Source organism: Acinetobacter kookii, from assembly GCF_900096895.1.
In the GTDB taxonomy this organism is placed as follows: Bacteria; Pseudomonadota; Gammaproteobacteria; order Pseudomonadales; family Moraxellaceae; genus Acinetobacter; species Acinetobacter kookii.
The window spans coordinates 163,254-185,775 of the sequence record NZ_FMYO01000004.1; the positions used below are offsets into that span (position 1 = coordinate 163,254).

Annotated in this window: 23 protein-coding genes and 1 pseudogene; 9 read left to right on the plus strand and 15 right to left on the minus strand. The window is 41.5% G+C overall.

Going from position 1 to position 22,522, the window contains the following annotated elements:
- Positions 1-22: 22 nt before the first annotated feature.
- Positions 23-1,228, plus strand: a complete 1,206-nt coding sequence (locus BLP85_RS08280; protein ID WP_092819641.1) for an amino acid aminotransferase — start codon at positions 23-25, stop codon at positions 1,226-1,228.
- Positions 1,229-1,281: 53 nt separating this feature from the next.
- Here the strand turns inward: BLP85_RS08280 and BLP85_RS08285 are convergent, their stop codons facing one another.
- Positions 1,282-2,397, minus strand: coding sequence for an S-(hydroxymethyl)glutathione dehydrogenase/class III alcohol dehydrogenase (locus BLP85_RS08285; protein ID WP_092819642.1), 1,116 nt, complete (start codon positions 2,395-2,397; stop codon positions 1,282-1,284).
- Positions 2,398-2,519: 122 nt separating this feature from the next.
- Here BLP85_RS08285 and BLP85_RS08290 point away from each other — a divergent pair, with 122 nt between their 5' ends.
- The 3 genes and pseudogenes from BLP85_RS08290 to BLP85_RS08300 all read left to right on the plus strand — a co-directional run bounded on the left by BLP85_RS08290 (position 2,520) and on the right by BLP85_RS08300 (position 5,502).
- Positions 2,520-4,079: a phospholipase D family protein gene (locus BLP85_RS08290; protein WP_092819643.1), complete on the plus strand. Its 1,560-nt coding sequence runs from the start codon at positions 2,520-2,522 to the stop codon at positions 4,077-4,079.
- A 302-nt stretch (positions 4,080-4,381) separates the two neighbouring features.
- The gene (locus BLP85_RS08295) at positions 4,382-4,819 is read left to right on the plus strand and encodes a hypothetical protein (RefSeq protein ID WP_092819644.1); all 438 of its coding nucleotides are present in this window, start codon (positions 4,382-4,384) and stop codon (positions 4,817-4,819) included.
- A gap of 201 nt (positions 4,820-5,020) precedes the next feature.
- Positions 5,021-5,502, plus strand: a pseudogene (locus tag BLP85_RS08300) (pyridoxamine 5'-phosphate oxidase family protein).
- Between the two features lie 21 nt (positions 5,503-5,523).
- On the opposite strand, the gene BLP85_RS08305 reads toward BLP85_RS08300, so the two are convergent.
- The 6 genes from BLP85_RS08305 to BLP85_RS08330 form a co-directional block, all read right to left on the minus strand.
- On the minus strand, positions 5,524-6,117 hold the full coding sequence (locus tag BLP85_RS08305; protein WP_092819645.1) for a uracil-DNA glycosylase family protein: 594 nt from the start codon (positions 6,115-6,117) through the stop codon (positions 5,524-5,526).
- A gap of 30 nt (positions 6,118-6,147) precedes the next feature.
- Entirely contained in the window at positions 6,148-6,858 is a 711-nt protein-coding gene (locus tag BLP85_RS08310; protein WP_092819646.1) for an SGNH/GDSL hydrolase family protein, read from the minus strand.
- 261 nt (positions 6,859-7,119) lie between these two features.
- The gene (locus tag BLP85_RS08315; RefSeq protein WP_092819647.1) at positions 7,120-7,863 is read right to left on the minus strand and encodes an SDR family oxidoreductase; all 744 of its coding nucleotides are present in this window, start codon (positions 7,861-7,863) and stop codon (positions 7,120-7,122) included.
- A 26-nt stretch (positions 7,864-7,889) separates the two neighbouring features.
- Positions 7,890-8,588, minus strand: coding sequence for a histidine phosphatase family protein (locus tag BLP85_RS08320; RefSeq protein WP_092819648.1), 699 nt, complete (start codon positions 8,586-8,588; stop codon positions 7,890-7,892).
- Positions 8,585-9,706 carry a phosphotransferase family protein gene (locus BLP85_RS08325; protein ID WP_092819649.1) on the minus strand — a complete coding sequence of 374 codons (1,122 nt, stop codon included), beginning with the start codon at positions 9,704-9,706 and terminating at the stop codon, positions 8,585-8,587. Before BLP85_RS08325 ends, BLP85_RS08320 begins: the two co-directional genes overlap by 4 nt.
- A gap of 126 nt (positions 9,707-9,832) precedes the next feature.
- On the minus strand, positions 9,833-11,077 hold the full coding sequence (locus tag BLP85_RS08330) for an acyl-CoA dehydrogenase family protein (protein ID WP_092819650.1): 1,245 nt from the start codon (positions 11,075-11,077) through the stop codon (positions 9,833-9,835).
- A 91-nt stretch (positions 11,078-11,168) separates the two neighbouring features.
- On the opposite strand from BLP85_RS08330, the gene BLP85_RS08335 reads away from it, so the two are divergent.
- Together BLP85_RS08335 and BLP85_RS08340 are read left to right on the plus strand one after the other, a co-directional pair.
- A complete protein-coding gene (locus BLP85_RS08335; RefSeq protein WP_092819651.1) occupies positions 11,169-12,086 on the plus strand; it encodes a LysR family transcriptional regulator in 918 nt (305 codons plus the stop codon).
- A gap of 365 nt (positions 12,087-12,451) precedes the next feature.
- Entirely contained in the window at positions 12,452-13,006 is a 555-nt protein-coding gene (locus tag BLP85_RS08340; RefSeq protein WP_092819652.1) for a thermonuclease family protein, read from the plus strand.
- A gap of 127 nt (positions 13,007-13,133) precedes the next feature.
- On the opposite strand, the gene BLP85_RS08345 is transcribed toward BLP85_RS08340, so the two are convergent.
- From BLP85_RS08345 to BLP85_RS08355, 3 genes are read right to left on the minus strand one after another with little or no spacing between them, the layout of a single operon-like run.
- Complete coding sequence (locus BLP85_RS08345) at positions 13,134-13,247, minus strand: DUF2474 domain-containing protein (RefSeq protein WP_086198210.1); 114 nt, start codon at positions 13,245-13,247, stop codon at positions 13,134-13,136.
- Positions 13,248-13,256: 9 nt separating this feature from the next.
- Positions 13,257-14,261, minus strand: coding sequence for a cytochrome d ubiquinol oxidase subunit II (gene cydB, locus BLP85_RS08350; RefSeq protein ID WP_092819653.1), 1,005 nt, complete (start codon positions 14,259-14,261; stop codon positions 13,257-13,259).
- Entirely contained in the window at positions 14,258-15,697 is a 1,440-nt protein-coding gene (locus BLP85_RS08355) for a cytochrome ubiquinol oxidase subunit I (RefSeq protein ID WP_092819654.1), read from the minus strand. Before BLP85_RS08355 ends, cydB begins: the two co-directional genes overlap by 4 nt.
- A 291-nt stretch (positions 15,698-15,988) precedes the next feature.
- Between BLP85_RS08355 and BLP85_RS08360 the strand changes: the two genes are divergently transcribed.
- Positions 15,989-16,426 carry a MarR family winged helix-turn-helix transcriptional regulator gene (locus tag BLP85_RS08360; RefSeq protein ID WP_092819655.1) on the plus strand — a complete coding sequence of 146 codons (438 nt, stop codon included), beginning with the start codon at positions 15,989-15,991 and terminating at the stop codon, positions 16,424-16,426.
- The gene (locus BLP85_RS08365; protein WP_092819656.1) at positions 16,423-17,628 is read left to right on the plus strand and encodes an MFS transporter; all 1,206 of its coding nucleotides are present in this window, start codon (positions 16,423-16,425) and stop codon (positions 17,626-17,628) included. Before BLP85_RS08360 ends, BLP85_RS08365 begins: the two co-directional genes overlap by 4 nt.
- 90 nt (positions 17,629-17,718) lie before the next feature.
- Here the strand turns inward: BLP85_RS08365 and BLP85_RS08370 are convergent, their stop codons facing one another.
- From BLP85_RS08370 to BLP85_RS08380, 3 genes are all read right to left on the minus strand, one after another.
- The gene (locus BLP85_RS08370; RefSeq protein WP_092819657.1) at positions 17,719-18,321 is read right to left on the minus strand and encodes a nitroreductase family protein; all 603 of its coding nucleotides are present in this window, start codon (positions 18,319-18,321) and stop codon (positions 17,719-17,721) included.
- A 282-nt stretch (positions 18,322-18,603) separates the two neighbouring features.
- Positions 18,604-19,095: a hypothetical protein gene (locus BLP85_RS08375; RefSeq protein ID WP_092819658.1), complete on the minus strand. Its 492-nt coding sequence runs from the start codon at positions 19,093-19,095 to the stop codon at positions 18,604-18,606.
- A gap of 258 nt (positions 19,096-19,353) precedes the next feature.
- The gene (locus BLP85_RS08380; protein ID WP_228143271.1) at positions 19,354-20,493 is read right to left on the minus strand and encodes a GGDEF domain-containing protein; all 1,140 of its coding nucleotides are present in this window, start codon (positions 20,491-20,493) and stop codon (positions 19,354-19,356) included.
- Positions 20,494-20,673: 180 nt separating this feature from the next.
- On the opposite strand from BLP85_RS08380, the gene BLP85_RS08385 reads away from it, so the two are divergent.
- Positions 20,674-21,102, plus strand: coding sequence for a hypothetical protein (locus tag BLP85_RS08385; RefSeq protein ID WP_092819660.1), 429 nt, complete (start codon positions 20,674-20,676; stop codon positions 21,100-21,102).
- Between the two features lie 89 nt (positions 21,103-21,191).
- Here the strand turns inward: BLP85_RS08385 and BLP85_RS08390 are convergent, their stop codons facing one another.
- Both BLP85_RS08390 and BLP85_RS08395 read right to left on the minus strand, forming a co-directional pair.
- Positions 21,192-21,593 (minus strand): DUF3147 family protein, encoded by a 402-nt coding sequence (locus BLP85_RS08390; protein WP_228143272.1) that lies wholly within the window; start codon positions 21,591-21,593, stop codon positions 21,192-21,194.
- Between the two features lie 576 nt (positions 21,594-22,169).
- On the minus strand, positions 22,170-22,370 hold the full coding sequence (locus tag BLP85_RS08395) for a hypothetical protein (protein ID WP_092819661.1): 201 nt from the start codon (positions 22,368-22,370) through the stop codon (positions 22,170-22,172).
- Positions 22,371-22,522 lie beyond the last annotated feature (152 nt).

The window sequence follows — 22,522 nt, forward strand, 5'->3', positions numbered from 1 at the left end:
CTCCATAACGAAGGATGTATTCATGTTCCAACATGTTGATGCATATGCAGGTGATCCGATTCTTTCTTTGATGGAAGAATTTGCTAAAGATGAACGGACACAAAAAGTGAATTTAAGTATTGGACTTTATTACAATGAAGACAATATTGTGCCTCAACTTGAAGCGGTCAAAGCAGCCTATAAGAATATTGAAGCAAGCAATGAACAGGTCAAGCTGTATTTACCAATGGATGGTTTGAAACCTTATAATCAGGCCACTCAAGCTTTGGTTCTGGGAGAAAACAGTCCGGCGCGCCGTGATGGACGCGCGGTTACCATCCAGACTTTAGGCGGTTCTGGCGCACTCAAAGTCGGTGCGGATTTTCTGAAAAAATATTTTCCGGAATCTGATGTCTGGGTCAGCCAGCCGACCTGGGAAAACCACATTGCCATTTTTAACGGTGCCGGCATTCACTCGCATTTCTACCCTTATTTTGATGCCACAACCAACGGCGTTAATGTGCCAGCAATGCTGGAAAAATTAAGCCAGCTTCCGGCAAAAAGCATTGTGTTATTACACCCTTGTTGCCATAACCCGACCGGCGCAGACTTAACCGCTGCGGAATGGGATCAGGTGATTGAAGTCTTGCAAAAACGGGATCTGATTCCGTTCCTCGACATTGCCTATCAAGGTTTTGGTCAAGGCCTGGAGCAAGATGCCTATGCGATTCGCGTACTCGATCAGGCCGGCATGAATTTTATTGTCAGCAATTCATTTTCCAAAATTTTCTCGCTCTATGGCGAACGTGTCGGCGGTTTAACTTTTGTCTGTGATGATTCGGCCACTGCACAAAAAGTATTGGGCCAGCTAAAAGCGACAGTACGCCGTATCTATTCAAGTCCGGCAACGACTGGGGCATTGCTCGTGAATAATGTCTTGCATGATGAACAGCTGACTGCATTATGGAAAGCTGAACTGCAAGAAATGCGTGAACGTATTATTCAAATGCGTGAGATTCTAAAAGATAAACTCAGTCAGGCTTTGCCAGAACGTGACTTTAGCTATCTGGTCAAACAGCAAGGCATGTTTAGCTATACCGGCCTGAGTGCTGAACAGGTCGATATTCTCAAAAATCAATACGGCATTTACCTGGTACGTAGTGGCCGCATGTGCGCAGCAGGTTTAAATTTAAGCAATATTGATTATGTGGCTGAATCCATTGCCGAAGTCATTAAAGCCACGGCTTAAATTCAAGGGATAAAAAAACGGGCAAATTGCCCGTTTTTTAATTTGAAGATGGCTTAGTCTTCGAAGTGGATTACGGTACGAATCGATTTACCTTCATGCATCAAGTCAAAGGCTTCGTTAATCTTTTCCAGTCCCATGGTATGAGTGACAAAAGGTTCCAATTGAATATCCCCCTTCATGGCTTCTTCCACCATACCCGGCAATTGCGAGCGGCCTTTAACGCCACCAAAAGCGGTACCTTTCCAGGTGCGGCCAGTGACCAGCTGGAATGGACGGGTTGAAATTTCCTGACCTGCACCGGCTACCCCAATAATGATGGATTGTCCCCAACCACGGTGAGCACATTCCAGTGCAGAACGCATGACATTAGTATTGCCAATACATTCAAAAGAATGATCTACGCCCCAGCCAGTTTTCTCAACAATCACTTCCTGAATTGGACGGTCATAATCTTTAGGGTTTAAAAACTCTGTCGCACCAAACTGTTCAGCCAGCTTGAATTTTTCAGGATTGGTATCAATGGCAATAATGCGGCTGGCTTTGGCTTTCTTGGCACCTTGCACGACGGCCAGACCAATACCGCCTAAACCGAACACGGCAACCGTGTCACCTTCCTGAACTTTGGCGGTATTTTTCACCGCACCCAAACCGGTAGTCACGCCACAACCGAGCAAGCAGACATGTTCATGATTCGCTTCAGGATTAATTTTCGCCAGGGATACTTCAGCGACTACGGTATATTCACTGAAGGTTGAACAGCCCATATAGTGGTAAATCGGCTGACCATTATAAGAAAAACGGGTGGTGCCATCTGGCATCAAACCCTTACCTTGTGTTGCACGAACCGCGACACACAGGTTGGTTTTACCCGATTTACAGAATAAACATTCACCACATTCGGCAGTATACAGTGGAATAACGTGATCGCCCGGTTTCACGCTGGTTACGCCTTCACCCACTTCAACCACTACACCTGCACCTTCATGGCCCAATACCGCCGGAAAAACACCTTCAGGATCTTCACCCGATAAAGTAAACGCATCGGTATGACATACGCCAGTATGGCTAATTTTCACCAAAACCTCACCTGCTTTTGGCGGGGCAACATCAATTTCAACAATTTGGAGTGGTTGACCTGGACCAAATGCGACTGCAGCACGTGATTTCATGAATGATTCATCCTTTGTTCGGTTCTTTAACAGATGAGCTACAGTAACCTCTTTTTATTGTCCGATTCAACCTATAACATGATGATAATATGTACTTATAACTTTATGACTTCATAACAATTATGCAGATTAGACCATCCATGCATGCTGTCATGTTTGCTGTTACAATTTTTACCATGACGGGGTGCAGTTTGCCGACGAATGAATCCAAAAAGCAGTCTCCTACTCAGGTGCATGCCGAGCACTGGTTAAACGGTTCCAATGTTGATGCACAAATTATCCAGGGCTTAACCGCCTATCTTGCCTTAGATGATGCTTTTCTCAGTATTGCTTCAAGGCTGCATCTGATTAATAAGGCGCAATATAATATCGATTTGCAGTACTACATCTGGGAAGATGACTCGATTGGTCACCTGATGCTGGCTGAATTGCTCAAGGCCGCAGACCGAGGGGTAAAAATCCGATTATTGATTGATGACCAGAACGGTTCCCAGCTCGATCCAACCTTAAAACAACTGGCACAACATCCAAACTTTGAAATTAAAATCTTTAATCCCTACACCTTCAGGGTTAGAAAATTGCGCGTGTTTGATTATGTTTTTCGTTTCAAGCAAATCAATCGCCGTATGCATAACAAGCTGATTATTGCCGATGGTGCCATAGCGGTGACTGGTGGTCGCAACATCAGCCGCGAATACTTTGAAGCCAGTGACAATTTTCAGTTTACCGATATGGATATTCTGTTTTATGGCACTGCCGTGAAGCATGCCAACAAGGTTTTGCATGACTTTTGGTATGATGATTTAAGTTACCCAGTCCCATTGCTACTGGGTAAAAGCCGTCCAGAACAGCTTGCCAAATTACGTAAATATTATGAATTGACTGCCTTACAAAAAGATCAACTCAAAAAGCGGATCGAACTGGCTGAAAAACAGATCAATGAACATTTAAAAGATCGCCCGATTAATTGGGCAAAAGCACATTTTGTCGCAGATCCTCCCGGGAAAATTCACGGCCAGGCATCTAATGATCAAATGATTTACCGTCAGATCTTCCAGATTATGGACGAACCGAAACAACATCTGGAACTGGTCTCCGCCTATTTTGTACCTACCCAAAAAGGCACGGACTATTTAACCGGTTTAGCCCAAAACAGCGTGAATGTTCGAGTGCTTACCAATTCATTCCTCGCCAATGACGTTCCTCTGGTACATGCCTTTTATAGACAATATCGCCATGATTTACTGAAAAACGGGATAAAACTATATGAATTTAAGCCCTATATCGAACGCAATAAACGCACCTGGTATGAAGTGATGACAGGTAATGTCATTCCAGCTAAAGGGAAAAATGCCTCCAGTTTGCATGCCAAGTTTTTGGATATAGATGGCAAGGTATTTATTGGTTCTGCCAATTTTGATCCCCGTTCCGCCAATTTAAATAGCGAAGTAGGACTGGTGGTCGAGTCCGATGACTTGCAACAACAAATTTCCAGTTCTTTAGATAAATATTTACCGCTCATTGCCTATGAATTGAAACTTAATCCACAAGGTGAAGTGATCTGGATAGAGCATCATAAAGATGGTACCCGCACAGAGTATTTACATGATCCTCAATCCACCAGATTTCAGCGTTTTAGCATGCAAATGGTGTCATACCTTCCAATTGAATGGATGATGTAATGACAAACCAATGACATTTGAGTACAAAAATGAGCTCGTCTTTTTTAATACAATCTCAACGCTAAAAAAGATTACTGCATGTGAACAGGTTTAATGTTCCTGTTTCGACCTATTTCATCTCGCAACTATCAAACCTGGTATTACCTTAATTTACCTGCTTGTTATGACTTATAAGAGATTAACGGAGATTTATACATATTTTAGATCAATCCACACAAAGCTTTTACTCGTTTCCAGATTTGATTTAACATTCCTCTTTTCGAGTATTTAACTCAACTCTCTCCCTATCGTGATCTTCTGCAATGCAATTTTTTGATTTAAGCCGTCAATTTAATTTAAGTGATATTTTAACGCCGTATAAAACGCTTGACGATTTGGGTGCTCAAGACTGGTTTTTGGCGAAAGTTCGGGTCGAGCACGATTGCCAGTCCGATTCAGAATTGATTGAAGGCCAGGCCGTTTTAAAATCCACTCAAAATGTACAGCTGGAACTGGAATGGCTGATTCAGGATACCGGTTTTGAACTTCAGGTCCTGTTTAAGGGTATTGAAACCGAAGCGAGTGAAGAAACCCTGGTGATGGTCAAGGGTGCAAAACTGATTGATGCCGATGAACAACTGATTTCTGCTCAGGCCTTAAGCCTATGGATTGACGGAATCCTGCTGCCGATGTTGCCAAATATCCGTAAAGAAATTAAAGCCCGATTAAATTTATGGGACTATGTCGAATATGATGGATAGCTTTGTGGACTATTCAAACTCAAATCTCATGTTTTAATAGTTTTTATTTAATACATGCATCCTGCACATTTGCCTAAAATTGCTATGAATAACCAGTCAAGTGAATGAATGTAGATAACGCCTCATTCATGTTTAAATGATCTAAATGGTTGATATTCATCTTACTGAACAATATTAAAAAAATAAAAAGGAAAAAATAAAATGAAAACACAAGAATGGCAACATATCTGCAAAGTGGTGAATGATGCACAACGTGCTGCAATGCATTGTTCGATTGCTACAGTCGATCAACATATGCAGCCCACTATCTGCCCTATAAGCACATTATTTTTAAAGGATCACCAGAACGTTTTTTCTTTGATACCTATACTGAATCGTTGCAACAGAATTTGCCGAAAAATAGCAAAGCCTGCATTCAGGCAGTCAACAGTAGCCGCTTATTCTGGTTAAAAGCCTTATTTAAAGGCGAATTTAGTGATTATCCTGGCGTTCGACTGTACGTGGAAATTGGTGATCTTAGACTTGCCAATGCCGAAGAACTGGCTCAAATTTCACGACGTATCCAAAGTCTAAAATGGACAAAAGGCAGCCAGCTCATCTGGTCCGATTTTACCCATGTATGTGATTTTCAGGTGCAGGCTTTTAGATGGGTTAAATATCCGAAAATGATGCCTTTCGCCTAAAAACAGATATTTCAAACTTACTTATAGTAAGCCTATCTCTTTAAATAACTGAGTATAAGCTTCGGCCTTTTTCTCCAAAGCAAGTGGATAGGCTCGGGATGAAGATGGCATTCGGTATAAAGTCAGCTCGCGTTCAGCAAAACAGGCTTTGGAGGGCTGTCCAATTTTCGGTTTTTCCGTAGCTTCGGGCATGGAAAGCATCAGGGTATCTGTTGCTTTATCGCCGGTGGTCATAATGCTGTGGCATTCAGGAATTTGCTGTAGAAGTTTGCTTAAATCGGTCGCTTGAGCAATGTGCAGAAATTTATCCGAAGCATTGCCTTTTAAACGAATAATTTGATAGGCCGTATCAAAAATTGCGATCCCCTTTTGCATCAAGAAATCACGGATCTGCTGTTCCTTGAAGTTTTTATTGGCAATATCTAAAAAGTGTTCTTTATTACCAAAGAATGCCAAACCAAAAATTTTCCACATGTCATTTTGATAGTTTGGATAATAGAACTCCATTTTCCAGCGGGTTTTAGGCGGCGGAAAGCTGCCCATCATCAGCAATTTGGCATTTGCAGGTAAAAAAGGTTCCAGTGGATGAGTTTCTATTTCCAGTTCGGTGCTCATAACAGTCCATTTATCCGTATTCAGTTTAATTTAAAACATTTGACGGATTTTATCTGCTACCTGCTTGCCCCAAAGTGTATAAATTTCCTTGCTGGGATGAAAACCATCCTTTGCCATTTCCAGATTCAGGCTCTTGAAACGCTGCAAATCATATTCAATCCATTGCATATTGCTCTGCTGCTGCACAAATTTGGCAAGATTTTTATTCATGCCTTTGGCATATTGCCCAAATAACCAGGCCAGTGGATGAGGTAATGCCGGAAACCTGTTCATCGGTGGTACGCCAGACGCAATAACCAATTCAGGCGTGAATTTCCGGTTAATTTCTGCATAAAGTTGTTGCTGCTTTTGAATCCAGTCTTTAGGCTGCATCAGTTTTGTAATATCGTTCACCCCGACAGAAGTAATGACCACGTCGAAGTGTTGATGGGACATATTCTTTACCGTCTGAATTACTTGTCCGCTGCTATGACCGGTGGTGGCTTCAAGTTGATAACTTATTTCATAAGCATCTTGTAACTGCTTCAACACTGCACCGAGTAAAGCATCTTCCTGAGTTTCAACACCGACTCCAGCGGCTGCCGAATCTCCGATAATTAAAACAGACAGCGCTTTTCCAGTTCCGACCGTCCCCTGACGTGGTCCTGCTGGTTCTGCTAAACGTAGAGTATTCTTCTTAACGGCATTGCCTTGAATAATCAGCGATGGAATCAGCACGATAGTTGAAATTTTTAGCAGCATAAACAATGAAATTCAAAATGGTATGCGTATCAATATAGGAGTTTATGGGGTGAGAAGCATTGACTTAAATTATAATAATTTTCATCGAATTAAATAGTAAATGTGCTGCATCAGGTCAGTAGTAATCTAGGGCTGATAATCTTTGCCATCTGCTTGAAAATTCCAAGTCAGGTATGATGGCAAGAAGATGGTATTGCACTTCAAATGCTAATCTAAGCAATATAAAAACAGCCCATCGAATGGGCTGTTTATAATTCGAAATTAACCCAACTTGTTGACCAGTTTCAGCGGCAATACTTTCATGGCCAAGCCTAAAGGCAACCATGGCCACTGTGGCACATACGCTTTGACTGGTGCCTTTTCAATGGCCTTGACCAGTAAATGCGAACCGGTTTTTTCATCCACCTCAAAAGGCAGTTTTTTGGCCCCTTCATTCAGTTCTGTACGAATATAACCCGGGAAAATGGTGGTGACTTTAATCGGGGTATCAATCAGTTCGGCACGGATGCCTTCAGCCAGGTGAGCCACTCCGGCTTTGCTGGCGCCATATGCGGTTAAATGTTTCGGCATGCCACGCATCGCACTCATGGATGAAATCATCACCAGATGACCTGCATTTTGCGCACGGAAAATTTCCACCGCAGCTTCACATTGTGCCAAAGCAGAAATGAAGTTGGTTTCGACGGTCGCCTTGTTAATTTCAAAATTGCCTTTACCAATCCGGCGACCCTCCCCCACACCGGCATTGACAATAATACGGTCGATGGTGCCAAATTCCGCTTTAAATGCACGGAACACTTCAAACACCTGGTCGTAATGGGTTACGTCTAATGCTTTTGCAATGACTTTTACGCCGTATTTGCTTTCCAGCTCTTGTTTTAAAGTTTCCAGACGCTCCAAACGACGGGCGCAGATGGCAAGGTTATAGCCTTTTTGTGCAAATTCACGTGCCATACCTGCACCAATCCCTGAACTTGCCCCGGTAATTAAAATTGTTTTTGCCATGTTTTCTTCCTTTGCTATTTTTTTAATCAGATCCAGGTCAGTAAGCTTGGATCTTCGGCCTTAATAAAATGATGTTCATTCAAGCTCAGTAATTGCGGTTCATTTCCCACCAGACGCAGTGTGGTGATGCTAGTATTGGCGATTGCCCAGTTTAAGGCAAAAGTCCTGTTGGCATTCAGCTCTAACAGTTTTCCTGCAGCCACCGAAATCACCCCACCCGAAGTAAACACCACGGCATAACGCGGTTTAATTTTGGCCAGTTCATTGCATAAATTTTGCAATGCTGTTTCAACCCGGTTTTTAAAATGCGGCCAGGATTCATCATATTCATGGTGATAGTCACCACCCGTCCAGCGCTCAATCGCCCCTTCAAAAATTTTGGCCAGATAAGCCCGAGGATTATCTTCCTTGGCGACATCCTGCTTTAACAGATGCGGTTCATTAAAACGTGGCTCGTATCTGGCAAAAACCTGCTGGTGATTGAACTCATTCCATGCGCTGTCAGTCTGAATCTCGGTTTCAGGAAAACATTCAGCCAAAGCCAGATTGGCTGTCTGTTGATGACGCTGCATTGAGCCTGACACCACATAAGGAGCTTCTTTTAGAATTTGGTCGAAATATTGTCCCAATAATTTCGCCTGTAATTCGCCGTTTGGGGAAAGTTGGTCATAACTTTCCTCTCCAAATGAAGCTTGTCCGTGACGAATCAGATAGATTGTGGTCATGTTGGCATCAGTTCCTTAAATTTCGCGATATATTTTTGTGCCAGTTCATTGGCTTCAATTTTTTGCAGACCAATCAATTTAAGTGCACGGATATGCAAGGCATGAATCACCACCCAGAAATCTTTAAAGGCTGGATTATTGGTCTGCTTATGGTAATAACGGTAATAGATTTGCTGTGCAATTACAGCCAAACGGAAAATGCCGAACACTTCATAAAAGGTCCAGTTATGGGTCTGTAAGCCGGTTTTTTGCAAATAATAATCCACGACTTCCTGACGTGTGAACATGCCTTTTAAATTAGTGGGCTGACGACGCGTCGCTTTAAAAATATGATTGTCGCTTTCTTCAACCCAATACGCGAGAGCTGAACCTAGGTCCATTAAAGGATCACCAAGAGTAGCCATTTCCCAGTCCAGCACCCCAATCACCTGAGTCGGATGCTTCGGATCTAAAATCACATTATCAAAACGCCAGTCATTGTGAATAATGCAGCTGGTGGAATCGGCAGGAATATTGTCTTTCAGCCAGTGACGGACATATTTAAAGGAAGGCACATTTAAGGTTTTGGCTTTTTCATAACGGGCATCCCAACCTTCTACCTGACGGCGACAGTATCCGTCGCCCTTGCCGAGCTTTTCCAGTTCTGTCCCAGCATAAGGCACCTGATGCAATTCAATCAGTTTATCGATGACATTGATACATAATTCCCGAACCTGGGATTCATTAAAATTGAGCGCTTTGGGTAAATTGGCGCGTGGAATAATGCCTTCCACTCGCTTCATGACATAGAAGTCGCAGCCAATTACAGATTCGTCCTGACACAAGGCCACCATTTCCGGCAAGACTGGATAGAAAGGTGCCAGATTTTTTTGCACGTTATATTCACGTGCCATATCGTGTGCAGATTTGGCTTTGGTCCCTTTAGGCGGGCGACGTAAAATCAAGTCCGTGTTATCATATTTTAAACGATACGTCCAGTTAGACGCCCCACCTGAATATTGCGTGACTTCGACCTGACCTTGTAAATCAATGCCTTGTGCTTTGAGCCAATGCTCAACAGCCATGACATCTAGCTCTTCACCCTGACGGACCGTTCCACCCACATCAATCACTGACATTGTTTTTTCCCTAAATCTTCAATTTCAAAAAGACTTCTTAGCTTGCTTATTTATACCTAATTCACTGTTCATAAACAGCAAAATTTTCAGGTAAGTTGTAAGAAGCCTCAGCCTATATTTCGCTAATTAATCTTTTTTACGACTTGAACGATAACCGCGTTTAGCCAGTTCAAGTTTGGCAATCATGCCTTTATGCACTTCATCCGGACCATCGGCCAGACGTAAACTGCGTGCCTGGGCAAAGAAACCGGTCAGTGGCGTATCTCGTGATACGCCAGCACCCCCGTGTATCTGCATGGCCATATCAACGACTTTTTCCAGCACGCTTGGCGCAACCACTTTAATCGCTGAAATTTCAGTCAGTGCTGCCATATTACCTAAAGTATCCATCTTGTAAGCAGCATAAAGTGTAAGTAATCGTGCCTGATCAATGGCTACACGCGCTTCTGCAACGCGCTCCAGATTACCACCCAGTTTTAAAATTTCCTTGCCAAAAGCAGTACGGCTCATACCCCGGTCAATCATCAGCTCTAAAGATTTTTCCGCCGCGCCAATACAGCGCATGCAATGATGAATACGGCCTGGTCCCAACCGACCCTGGGCAATTTCGAACCCTTGGCCTGCACCGCCAATAAAATTGGCTACAGGCACACGTACATTATTAAAGCTGATTTCGCCGTGACCATGAGGCGCATCATAATCCCCAAACACAGGCAGCATACGTTCGATTTTCACCCCGGCAGTATCTATCGGAACCAGTACCATGGAATGTTGATGATGACGGTCTTTGCTTGCGTCAGGCGTATGGGCCATAAAAATGATGATTTTGGCATTGGGATCGCCCAAACCGGATGACCACCATTTGCGGCCATTCAAAACAATTTCATCTCCCTCGATAACCGCCGTTGCCTGCATATTGGTGGCATCAGAGGATGCTACAGCAGGTTCAGTCATGCAAAAAACCGAACGGATTTTTCCTTCAAGCAATGGCGTGAGCCACTGTTGTTTCTGTTGTTCAGAACCATAACGCCACAATACTTCCATGTTGCCGCTATCGGGCGCATTACAGTTAAATACGATTGGTGCAATTAAACTACGGCCGGAAAGCTCGGCAATGTGTGCATATTCCTGAACGGAAAGCCCTTGCCCCAGAACAGGATCGGGCAAAAACATATTCCATAAACCGGCTTCTTTGGCCTTGTTTTTTAATATTTCCAGTTGAGTGGGCCATTGCCATGTTGTCCAATCCCCTCCTTGATTGAGCTCATGAACATCATTCCAGAACTCGGTTTCCACCGGTTCAATTTCTTCCTTAATGAACTTTTTTGTTCTTTCAATATAATCCTGTGCACGTGCTGACAGCTCGAACATGGTCATTTCCCTCAAAATATATTATCTGATCTTTACAACAACATAACCTGAAACCTATTATGAATGAAATGATTTAATTCAATACAAAACTATGAACAGTATTCATAATAAAGCCATGGTTGATCTGGGTGTTTTTCATCGCATAGACATTAATTTATATCCCTTATTTATTGCAGTTTATGAACAAAAAAGCATTTCCAAGGCTGCACAGATTTTATGTATTAGCCAATCTGCTGCCAGCCATGCCTTACAGCGTTTAAGACAGCATTTACAGGACGATTTATTTGCACGTGCCGGCAGCAAAATGTTGCCTACTCCATTTGCCGAGCAAATTTATCCCGTCATTAAAAATGCACTGTTTGCCATTCAACACATTTCAATGCAAAAACAGAGTTTTGAACCTGGTATGGTGCAAAGTTTAAAAATTGCAGTACATGATGAAATTGAACCGATCATTTTTCCCAAACTGGTTCAGCACTTTCAAAGCTTGGATCTGTACATACAATTTTTTAGCAGCAAGCTCGACCGTAAAAGCATGGCGACTGACCTCGCGACCCAGCAAATAGACTTTGTCATTGATCTGGAACAAAACTTTGGTGAGAAAATTCAATTTCAGAAGCTGCTACAAGATCAGTTTGTGGTGTGTACCCAGCAACCGGAAATGACTGAACAGCTGTACCTGGCTGCTCCGCATATTGGCGTTTCCTCTCGTCGTACTGGCGTTTTAGTAGAAGATATTTATTTAAACCGTAAACAGCTGTCTCGGCAGATTTTTTTGCGCTGTCAGCACTATTCAACAGCTTTACAGATTTTGCTGCTAAACCCTCAAGCGGTTTTAACTATTCCTCAAAATTTGCTGGATCATTTACAAGTTCCTCCATCGTTAAATATTTTTCCGGTACCTGTAGACTTGCCGCTTATTTATCTGGGGATGTATTGGCATAAAGATCTGAAAGATAATTCGCGTCATCAGTTTTTGCGCAGCGAAATTTCTAAAATTTTCGCTTAGGCTATTTTGATAGAATATTTAATTTGCTTAGGCTATTTATAAATACAATTAGCAGCTGCCATCTTTAGAAATGAAGCGTTTTATGACTCTTTTTTGCATAGTGAATAATCATCTTGAATTGATCAATTCAATACTACTTAGGCTATTTTGGATATTTTTATAGATCTGAATGATTTATTTATTCCGGTATCACCTTTTGCTGAATAAGTAGCCGAAATACTGCATTGGCAAGGGTTTTGAGCTTGTTTGGCTATTTCTCAAGCCGTCATTTTTCAGGATTTCCCTTAATATAGCAGCTCATTTTTTTATCTTTTTATTGTTGAATCTGGGCGGGTATTTTCAAGTCCGATTCCACAAATTTTTCTATGTTGGCAAATCTCTCCCCTGTTTGGCTTATTGTATTGGGCATGCTGCTGTGTGCAGTGCTGTTTTTTATCTTCCGCAAAATTTATGCTTTCCTTACTGACCTATTTAAGCCCTTCAAAAAAGGGAAAAAATACTGGTGCAAAGTAATTGCGGTGAGTGATGGCGATACCCTAACCTGTACACGGTTTAACTTGCGTCGCTCAGAAACCAAACTGCGTTTTGCCTACGTGGATGCTCCAGAGTCGACGCAAACCTATGGCAAGGAATCTCAGCGTCTGGTGAAAAAAATGGTGTATTACAAACTGGTCCGTGTCGAAATTACCGATGTCGATCGTTACGGGCGCTGTGTTGGCGTCATTTACCGTTTTAAACGCAATATCAATCAGGAACTGGTCAAACGGGGCGCGGCATGGGTGTATGAGGAATATATTAAAAATCCGACGCAAAAACAGAAATGGCTGGCCCTTCAAAATCAGGCCAAGAAGCAGAAAAAAGGTTTATGGAAAAATTCGCATCCGGTACGCCCCAGTGTTTACCGTAAGCGAAATAAATAGAATTTCAGAATAGATAAATAATCATCTTCAAATATAGATTTAAGTTTGATCTCATGGATCAAACTTGCGGGTTAAAAAATAAAGTGGCTTGTCTAAAACCAACCACTTTAAAATTTATGATCAACAGTTAAAGATAATAAGCCAGTTGAACAAGCAGCCGGAATGCTCCAGCAATCAATGCTAAAGCAAAAAATCCACCTAGCCACAACACAATAAACCACTGCGTCTGTGAAAGTTTCATAGTTACTCCCTAATGATAACCCTGGTCACCAATGCGCACTTTGTCGCGGAATACCCAGTAAGACAAAGCGGTATAAATAATAATGATTGGAATGAGCAGTAATGCACCAATCAGGGTAAATAACTGACTGCTTTGTGGGGCAGCAGCATCCCAGATAGTGACTGAACGTGGAATGATATATGGCCATAAACTGATCAGAAATCCGGTATAGGCCAGAAATACCAGTGCCAGAGTATAAATAAATGGACTCAGTTCTTTACGTTGCTTGCAGGCACGCAAAGCCAGGTAGGTAAAGACCAGAACCAGAATGGGCACCGGACTGAAATAGGTGAGCTGAGGCTGGCTAAACCAGCGTTCGGCAATTTCAGGATGGGCCAAAGGCGTATAAATACTGACCGCACCGAAAATGATGAATAAGGCAACAATCAGCTTCGGCATGAGTTGAAACATTCGATTTTGCAAGTCTGCCTCAGTTTTAAAGATCAGCCATCCACAGCCCAAAGTGGCATACAATACCACCACACTAATTCCGGTAAATACTGAAAACGGCGTAAGCCAGTCCAGTCCACCTCCCGTATAAACGCCATTGGTGGTTTTGATGCCCTGAATATAAGCGCCGAGAATGATGCCCTGAAAAAATCCGGTTAAAATCGAGCCGCCAATAAAGGCCATGTCCCAAAGATGTCGGTTTCGTCTGGATTTGAAACGGAATTCAAAGGCCACTCCGCGGAAAATAAGCGCGACCACCATCAGAATAATCGGCAGGTATAGCGCAGAAAGCACTGTTGAATACACCAGGGGAAATGCCGCAAACAGGCCTGCCCCACCCAGTACCATCCAGGTTTCATTGCCATCCCATACGGGAGCAACAGTATTCATCATCACGTCACGTTCTTGCTGCGTTTTAAAGAAAGGAAACAAGATGCCAATACCCAGGTCAAAGCCATCCAGCACCACATAAATCAGCACGCCGACAGCAATAATTACAATCCAGATAAAAGATAAATCAATCATTTGTCATTCTCCTGCTGATTGTCGAGCGGCTGACCATCCAGCTCTTCATCGGTACTGCCCAATGGACGATGCGAAGCCTGAATAACCCTTTCTTCACTATGCGGCACGAAATGAACAAATTCCGGACCCTTATGCATGATTCGGAGCATGTAATAAATGCCAATGCCAAAGACCACGCAATAGACCACGACAAAGATAATCAGGGTTAATCCCACCTGTTCTGCCGAAACTGGGGATAAGGCATCTTTCGTTCTCATCACGCCATAAACAACCCAAGGCTGACGCCCGACTTCGGTAGTAAACCAGCCTGCAAGCAAGGCAATAAAGCCCGATGGTCCCATCCACAAAGCAAAACGGTGGAACCCGGGGCTTTCATAGAAGCGACCTGTGCGTCTTAACCATAAACCGGTGAGGGCCAATAACAGCATCAGTACGCCTAGCCCCACCATAATCCGGAAGCTCCAGAATACGATGGTGGAATTTGGCCGGTCCTCAGGTGCAAATTCTTTCAAGCCCTGAACCTGACCATTCAGGGAGTGGGTTAAAATCAGGCTTCCCGCGTTTGGAATACCGATGGCGTACTTGGTTTCTTCTGCCTGCATATCTGGAATGCCAAATAAATACAGAGGCATACCTTCATTATGATTGGTTTCCCAGTGTCCTTCTATCGCGGCAATCTTTGCAGGCTGGTGTTTTAAGGTGTTGATTCCATGCAGGTCTCCAATCAAAACCTGTAAAGGCGTAAGCGCTAAAATCATCCATAAGGCCATGGAAAAAGAGGTTTTGACCAGTTCATCCCTGCGGCCTTTCAGCAAATGCCATGCTGCTGTCGCTGCGACCAGTAAGGCGGAAACCAGGAATGCGGCCATTGCCATATGTGCCAAGCGATATGGGAAAGAGGGATTAAATATAATGGCCAGCCAGTCTTGCGGAACAATAATGCCATTTTCAATGCTGAAACCTTGCGGGGTCTGCATCCAGCTGTTGGATGAAAGAATCCAGAACATGGAAATACATGTTCCGAGCGCAACCATAACCGTAGAAAAGAAGTGTGCATAAGGCCCCACCCGTCCCCAGCCAAACAGCATAATGCCCAGAAAGCCTGCTTCCAGAAAGAATGCCGTCAGCACCTCGTAGGCCAGCAGCGGTCCCGTTACACTGCCTGAAACCCGCGAGAATTCACTCCAGTTGGTACCAAACTGGTAACTCATGACGACGCCTGAAACCACGCCCATACCAAAGGCAATGGCAAATATTTTGACCCAAAATTTAAACAGGTCCTGATAGACCGGATTTTGGGTTCTGAGCCAGCGCCACTCTAAAACAGCCAGAAAACTTGCGAGACCAATGGAAATGGCGGGGAAAATAATATGAAACGATACAGTGAAAGCGAATTGAACTCGGGCCAGTTCAAGTGCGGTTAGTCCTAAATTCATAACATCACCTTTTTAATTCGTTGATGTGGTGATTAAGCACGTTGCGACTTAATAATATGCTGTTGTTGTTTTGACCTTATTCAGGATACGCCTAAATCTTAAGCAAAGTATGTTGATTTATTATTTCCTGGTTTTACAGCTGGCTTGAAATATGATTCATCAATGAATTGAAATGGCGGATATGACTGAGCCATGTTTAACAATAAATTTTGAGGGATGCTTGCTTAATACTTGAACAATCAACTAAACAGGCGTAAAGTTGACTGAATTTAGTTACCCTAGCTAACTATTATGCTAAATCCACTTAACTTCCGTGCTTCATTACTGCGCTGTGCACGTTTAATGAGCGATGAAATCAACATTATTTTACTTCCACATCAGCTAAATTATTCCTTGTGGCAGGTACTGTATGTCATACAGCTTAAGCAAGGCTGTACCTCTATCGACATTGCTGAATATCTGAATGTTTCCAAGCCTTCGATTGCAAAACGGATTCATGCCCTGATGCAACTGGAGGTTTTGGATCAGGTCGATACTGAAGACAAACGGCAAAAGAAACTGATCCTGAGCATTAAAGGCCAACAGCTTTTTGCCACATGCTCTCAAAAACTGGACCTGTTTGAACAACAGCTGCTATTGCCCTTGGATCAGGCTGCTCAAAATAGTACCTTAAGCACCCTTCATCAACTTATGCAACATCTGCAAGAGATGAAAGGGGGTCAGTCATGAGTGAACATACGCCCTTATGGAGCAAAAATTTCATTCTTGTCAGTGCCATTAACTTTCAGCTGGTCCTGACCTTTTATCTTCTGGTGGTGGTCATTGTCGGTTATGCCGTTGCTGAACTGGGAGCAACCACGGCTCAGGCAGGTCTGGTTTCAGGTTTGTTCATTGTCGGCACCCTGATTGGCCGTTTGCTTGTCGGTCAGTTTCTGCAACGTTTTGGCCAAAAGACCACCATGATTGTGGGTTTAATCGGATTTCTGATTTTTTCAGGATTCTATTTTATTCCCATGAATATCGCTGCCTTGCTGGGTGTGCGTTTCATGCACGGGTTTATGATGGGCATGGCATCGACCGTATTGGGCACCATCATCGCACAGATTTTACCGCCGACCCGTCGTGGTGAAGGCATTGGCTATTACAGCATGAGCAGTACTCTGGGTACCGCGATTGGCCCGTTTCTGGCTATCTGGATGATGCTGCATGTCGGTTATAGTTCAATTTTTGCCTTATCGAGCCTTGTCGCAGTAAGCTGCCTGGTGGTGGCTTTAATGATTGAAGTGCCTAAGCTGCCGCAACACACCAAAACGGTTGAAACACAGGTCAATATCAAAAAACCAGATTTCATTTCGCAGTTTATTGAAATAAAAGCCTTGCCGATTTCGATCATCATGTTGTTGACTTCAATCTGTTATTCCGGGGTTTTATCTTTTATTAACTTCTATGCCAAAGAAATTGATCTGGTTGAAACAGCTTCTTTCTTCTTCTTGATGTATGCGATTGCGATTTTATTTTCGCGTCCATTTACCGGTCCATTGATGGATCGTAAAGGTGAAAATATCATTATGTATCCGGCGTTTATCATTATGGCATTGGCCTTGTATCTGCTCAGTCAGGCACATAGTCCGGTCACACTTTTGCTTTGTGCAGGCTTGCTGGGGTTGGGTTATGGCAACATTCAGTCGGTTTGCCAGACCGTTGCGGTGAAAAGTACCACACTGAACCGTATGGGCTTTGCCACCTCGACCTTCTTCATCTTCCTCGATGCAGGTCTTGGTTTTGGTCCTTACTTTATTGGTATGGCGCTGGATTATATCGGTTACGCGCAGCTGTATATGTATAGCGCGATTGCAGCTTTGATCTGTATTGGTTTCTACTATGTGCTGCATGGACATAAAGTGAAAAGCAAAGCCGTTAACGCTGCTTAATCATTTTCCAATAGCACCGGAAAAAATTAAAACCATTGGCTAAAATGTGCGAAATCCCCTTTCATAAAGGGGATTTCAAAAAATTATAAATTACTTGAACACTTTGAAACGCGTTGCATCATCTATATAAGCTTTTTCTTTGGCTTCGCCTTCGACTGAACCAAAGACCAGCTGAGCACGCAGTTTCCAGGATGCCGGAATGTTCCATTCAGCATGGACCTGTTCATCCACGATCGGGTTATAGTGCTGAAGTGAAGCGCCTAATCCATCCGTATGTAAGGCTGTCCAGGTCGCGAACTGGGCAATCGCTGTTGAGTGCTCTGCCCAGATCGGGAAATTCTCTGCATAAGACGGGAACTGCTCTTGCAGACCTTTAATCACATCCATATCTTCAAAGAATAAAACGGTGCCCACACCTGCTGCAAAGCTGTCCATTTTGGCACTGGTTTTTGCCGCACTTTCTTCATCTTTGGCATAAGACTTGAGTTTTTCTTTGACTAAATCCCAAAATTTTTCATGCTCGGCATTAAACAGAATCACCGCACGTGAAGACTGCGAGTTAAAAGATGACGGACTCTGCTTAATGGCATGCTTAATCAAATCAGTTAAATACTCGGGACTTTGCTCTACATTTTTACCCACCGCATAAATGGTACGGCGTTTATTAATTAAATCTAAAAACTGATTCGACATTCAATGAAATCCTGTGGTATTTCTTCGGGAAGATTTGGAACACCATACCCTCACTGTTAATAAAATGTGAAATATCTACTTTTATAACAATATTCAGGTCAAAGTGTTGTGGTCTTACCATATGCAATCATAATTCTAATTACTAGTACATTTTATTGATAATTAAATCTTTAATCTTTTATATAGACACACTTAAATAGCTTAAGCTGATCTTTTTACAGTTAAAATTGGCATAAAAAATCCCCCAATATTTGGAGGATTATTATCGTATTTTAAACGGGTCTAAAATTTAGCATTCAACACATTTTGCGGCACTTTATGCTTCCAGAGATCACGCAGTGTTGGTAAATAGAATTTTTCACCAATTTCAACCAGTTCTGCATCAATCAGTGCATGAATTTCATGCATGAACAGATAATCCAGTTCTACAGTGGTTAATTTATGGTTATTTTTCGCAAATTCTTTACGCTTTTGCTGCGCAGTTTTGACCAGCTGGTCGGCATAATTTTTATTTTTAAATTGAGAAATTGCATTTAAACGCAATTCAATTACGCCCCAACCACTGAGTAATAATTTGAACAATTCAAAATCTTCACTGGTCGATTCCCAGGTCATTTCATCCAGATTTTCATCGCCAGGCAGAACCGGAAGCAATAATTCCATCACACTTGGAAAAATCTTTTTAAAATTCAAAATAAATTTAACAGGATGCTCACCCGGATAATCCTTAAATTGCACCTTTTTCTGAACATCTGTTAAATAAATATCGAACATTAAAAATTTTCCTAGATAGATTACTGTTTTTCAAGGTTTTATTTTTCACCTCGCAAAACTAATGCAAAATAATTGCAAAACAGTAATAAAAAACGAAATGCATTTTAGCAATTATGACAATTTATTCAACGCTAAATTAAGCGCTATAAAGCTCACCCATTTGGTCCATCCGTTCTTATTTCGATATCTCAATAAAAAATTAAGACAACACAATGAAACCTGGGCTGTATTTTTATATTGAGCATATGTGCAAAAAGTTTAATTAAAGTAAACCCTATTTCGGCCAGCGTTTTTAGCTTTGTATAAACGTTCATCTGCTATCTCTAAAGCAGTAATGAACTGAGATTCTGCATCTATTCGAGCTGCACCAAAACTTACGGTAGCTCTAATATTGTTAATAAAAAGTTGATCTTCAATTTTTTTGCGTAAGCGTTCAACTAAAGCTAATGAAGATTTTTCATCTGAACTTTGCAGCAATATAATGAATTCTTCTCCGCCATATCTGCCGACAATATCACCTTGCCGAATATTGGATCTGCATATATCCGCAATTGTGCACAAGATTTTATCCCCTACGTTGTGTCCCCATGTATCATTTATAATCTTAAAATGATCAACATCACACATCACCAGATAAACTTCACCATGCTGCAAGTTTTTAAACAGGTCTCCTGTTTTTTCTAAAATACCATTACGGTTATACAGCTGCGTTAAAGGATCTTTCAATCTCTGTTCGTTAATGATACTAAACCTTTCTTTTACAGCTACAGCTGAAACGACAATTGCAAACCACAGGCTGAAGAGTATATTTACTGCAATCATCATCATCCACCACTTTGTTGTGGCTAAGGTGACCAGTTGCACATTTTGAAGGTATACAATGACGATTAAAGTTCTGATAACGGCATAAGCAACTAAGAGAAAGTAGCTAAAGCATAAAAGCTTTTCCAGGAGGTCTGTTCTTTTCAATAAGGTATACACTTTCGGAAGTGCCAATGCCTCTAAGCATAGAATTGCTATATTAATTGTGACTATGCGTGGCCATAACTGCTCATCGATATATTTGAAATATAAAAGAAAAGACATTGCCATTATCATAAAGAAAGAAGCTGCAAACATATTTAACCTGGAATTGGCTTTTAACAGCATTCCATGTGTGACTGCCCAAGCCCCACCTAAATAGAAAAGTGCAAACCATGGTGCAGTCAGTTTCAATTGTACATTTGTCATCAGTGTCTGTGCAGCCAATGCCACTGATGGCAAAACACAGCTCAGCCCCATCCACAATAAATATTTTGGAGCTTTAAACCATACATGTGCAACAATAAAGACAGTCCCAATGAGCATTAAGCAAATCGGGTAAACTAATAAAAAATACTGGGTATCTGGCAGATTCACGGACTGAATGACACCTAGAGCTGTGTAGTTTTTATTCTAAATTGTTTAGCTAAAATTATTCAATAAATATTTATTTTTAATAATAAAAGCTGTATTTTTTTATCATTACTGTGCTTGAGTCATTCGTTAATTCACTATTTTTTCTAATTGCCGGCTAGCAATGCTCAGAAGTGTCCAATAATGAAATATGTAATAATCATTAAAATTGTGACTACCAGTATAGTCTGGTTATTTACTCTTCCCTTTTTCTATATGGCTTTAAAGGGTGGAAATCCTGATCGCTTTCGTGAACATCTAAATGATTTACCTAACTTAACAGTACTAAGCCCCACTCAATTATTCGACCAGTTTCTCTTTCCTGGCACTGTCTGGATTGCAATCTTAGTATTCTTAGCCATGAACATTGGCTGGTTAATAAATAAGAAAATTCATCCATATCTTATCTATTTAGGTTCATTTTGCGGAATAATCAATTCTATATTCGCTGTTACGCTTAGCTTATGGATTGGCTTAGGTCTACTTTTAATTCCAGGCATTTGGTTTGCGAGTTACTTAGTACGCTGGCATATAACTTCTGAATCCAAAACAACAGATGCTTTGCTGAAATAAAAAAACCCCTCAATAAACAAAGTGCGGAATTGTGATTCAAATAAAAAGCCCTAGCAGAAGTGATGGGAGTTCATAATCATTTTAATACTTTACATTAAATCAATGCCGAAATGGCGCAAAATCACAGCCCAGGCAAGAAAAATCAGGATAGTCATTATGCAACAGATGGCTAAAGACAGCCAAAATCCATAACGCTGATAAAGTATCGGAAATGCCAAAAACATAGGTAAGGTCGGTACTACATACCAAAAGGTATACCAAGCATGATTGGAAATTTTCTGGGGATCCTGATTCTCAATTTTCATCCATATCAGCACAAGTACCGTGACAATAGGCAAGGCGGCAATTAGTCCCCCTAGACGGTCACTACGTTTAGCAACTTCTGAAATTAGTATGACCATCCCAGCAGTTATAGCATATTTAGCAATAAGCCAAACCATTGCATTTCCTTTAGCAAATAAAAAATTCTTTTTATAGGTTCTTTCAATCATCTATACGCTTTATTCGACCTATTAATTGCTCAATAGACAAGAAATTTATCCTTCTTTTCCCCTTTGCCACATGCTTTGAGTGACAAAAGTATAGGGCAATTAGAGGAACTGTTTTCAAGCATTTATTTTGGGTTATTTCTTTCGTTATGGATAGACAATAATCATCATTCTGATCATCTATTTAAATTGCATCAGTATCAAAAAAATTTAGCTGTATACTCAAAATCATGGCTCTGGAAAATCAACCAAGCCTCACAAAGTTGTAAGGCCTTTTCATAAATTAAACAGTGATATTTTGTGCCTTGATTGGTTCCTCTATTTTTCGTAAGTTATTGGCTTTTTTATTTTGCTTTCTCTTTTTTAACTTTCTTATAATAATATCTAGCCGTCACCCTGCCCCAATCAAAGTGAATAATTTCATCTTTTACCTCAACCGATTAGAAATCCAAGCATATATGGCTCAAACTTATACCGATTGCACTCTAAGCCCAGTTCGATAGCTTGTGTATGTTAGGTAAATTTCTGTGGATTAAATAAAGCCTACCTTTCGTTGGGCTTCTACTTTCTGGCTATTCACTATAAATCTGTACTGACAAACACACTTTCAATAAAAGCATCTGCTTCATGATCATCCAGTACTTCAATGTTTACGTCTAAATGAATAACTTCAGCCCCCGTCTTTTCTTTAAATTCTGCAAATTTTTGGCTAAGAAACTCTTGAATTTCATCTTCAAGCTTGGTTCTTGCAATGCGATATTCTTTTAGTGCTTCTTTCACAGACATCTCCATGGGCTTTTAATTGTGCAATTAATTTAACATAAAGATGAAAAAAGCCCACTATTTGGCGAGCGTTTAAATCAAAATATTAAATATAATCAATAGGCTTCTTTCATAAATTCCTTTTATTTCCCCCTGAGCTCGGTTTTAAG

Bases quoted from the DNA above. Each gene is read 5' to 3' on its own strand.
- BLP85_RS08280 (WP_092819641.1), top strand. From the start codon at position 23: ATGTTCCAACATGTTGATGCATATGCAGGTGATCCGATTCTTTCTTTG.
- BLP85_RS08285 (WP_092819642.1), bottom strand. From the start codon at position 2,397: ATGAAATCACGTGCTGCAGTCGCATTTGGTCCAGGTCAACCACTCCAA.
- BLP85_RS08290 (WP_092819643.1), top strand. From the start codon at position 2,520: ATGCAGATTAGACCATCCATGCATGCTGTCATGTTTGCTGTTACAATT.
- BLP85_RS08295 (WP_092819644.1), top strand. From the start codon at position 4,382: ATGCAATTTTTTGATTTAAGCCGTCAATTTAATTTAAGTGATATTTTA.
- BLP85_RS08305 (WP_092819645.1), bottom strand. From the start codon at position 6,117: ATGAGCACCGAACTGGAAATAGAAACTCATCCACTGGAACCTTTTTTA.
- BLP85_RS08310 (WP_092819646.1), bottom strand. From the start codon at position 6,858: ATGCTGCTAAAAATTTCAACTATCGTGCTGATTCCATCGCTGATTATT.
- BLP85_RS08315 (WP_092819647.1), bottom strand. From the start codon at position 7,863: ATGGCAAAAACAATTTTAATTACCGGGGCAAGTTCAGGGATTGGTGCA.
- BLP85_RS08320 (WP_092819648.1), bottom strand. From the start codon at position 8,588: ATGACCACAATCTATCTGATTCGTCACGGACAAGCTTCATTTGGAGAG.
- BLP85_RS08325 (WP_092819649.1), bottom strand. From the start codon at position 9,706: ATGTCAGTGATTGATGTGGGTGGAACGGTCCGTCAGGGTGAAGAGCTA.
- BLP85_RS08330 (WP_092819650.1), bottom strand. From the start codon at position 11,077: ATGTTCGAGCTGTCAGCACGTGCACAGGATTATATTGAAAGAACAAAA.
- BLP85_RS08335 (WP_092819651.1), top strand. From the start codon at position 11,169: ATGAACAGTATTCATAATAAAGCCATGGTTGATCTGGGTGTTTTTCAT.
- BLP85_RS08340 (WP_092819652.1), top strand. From the start codon at position 12,452: ATGTTGGCAAATCTCTCCCCTGTTTGGCTTATTGTATTGGGCATGCTG.
- BLP85_RS08345 (WP_086198210.1), bottom strand. From the start codon at position 13,247: ATGAAACTTTCACAGACGCAGTGGTTTATTGTGTTGTGGCTAGGTGGA.
- cydB (WP_092819653.1), bottom strand. From the start codon at position 14,261: ATGATTGATTTATCTTTTATCTGGATTGTAATTATTGCTGTCGGCGTG.
- BLP85_RS08355 (WP_092819654.1), bottom strand. From the start codon at position 15,697: ATGAATTTAGGACTAACCGCACTTGAACTGGCCCGAGTTCAATTCGCT.
- BLP85_RS08360 (WP_092819655.1), top strand. From the start codon at position 15,989: ATGCTAAATCCACTTAACTTCCGTGCTTCATTACTGCGCTGTGCACGT.
- BLP85_RS08365 (WP_092819656.1), top strand. From the start codon at position 16,423: ATGAGTGAACATACGCCCTTATGGAGCAAAAATTTCATTCTTGTCAGT.
- BLP85_RS08370 (WP_092819657.1), bottom strand. From the start codon at position 18,321: ATGTCGAATCAGTTTTTAGATTTAATTAATAAACGCCGTACCATTTAT.
- BLP85_RS08375 (WP_092819658.1), bottom strand. From the start codon at position 19,095: ATGTTCGATATTTATTTAACAGATGTTCAGAAAAAGGTGCAATTTAAG.
- BLP85_RS08385 (WP_092819660.1), top strand. From the start codon at position 20,674: ATGAAATATGTAATAATCATTAAAATTGTGACTACCAGTATAGTCTGG.
- BLP85_RS08390 (WP_228143272.1), bottom strand. From the start codon at position 21,593: ATGATTGAAAGAACCTATAAAAAGAATTTTTTATTTGCTAAAGGAAAT.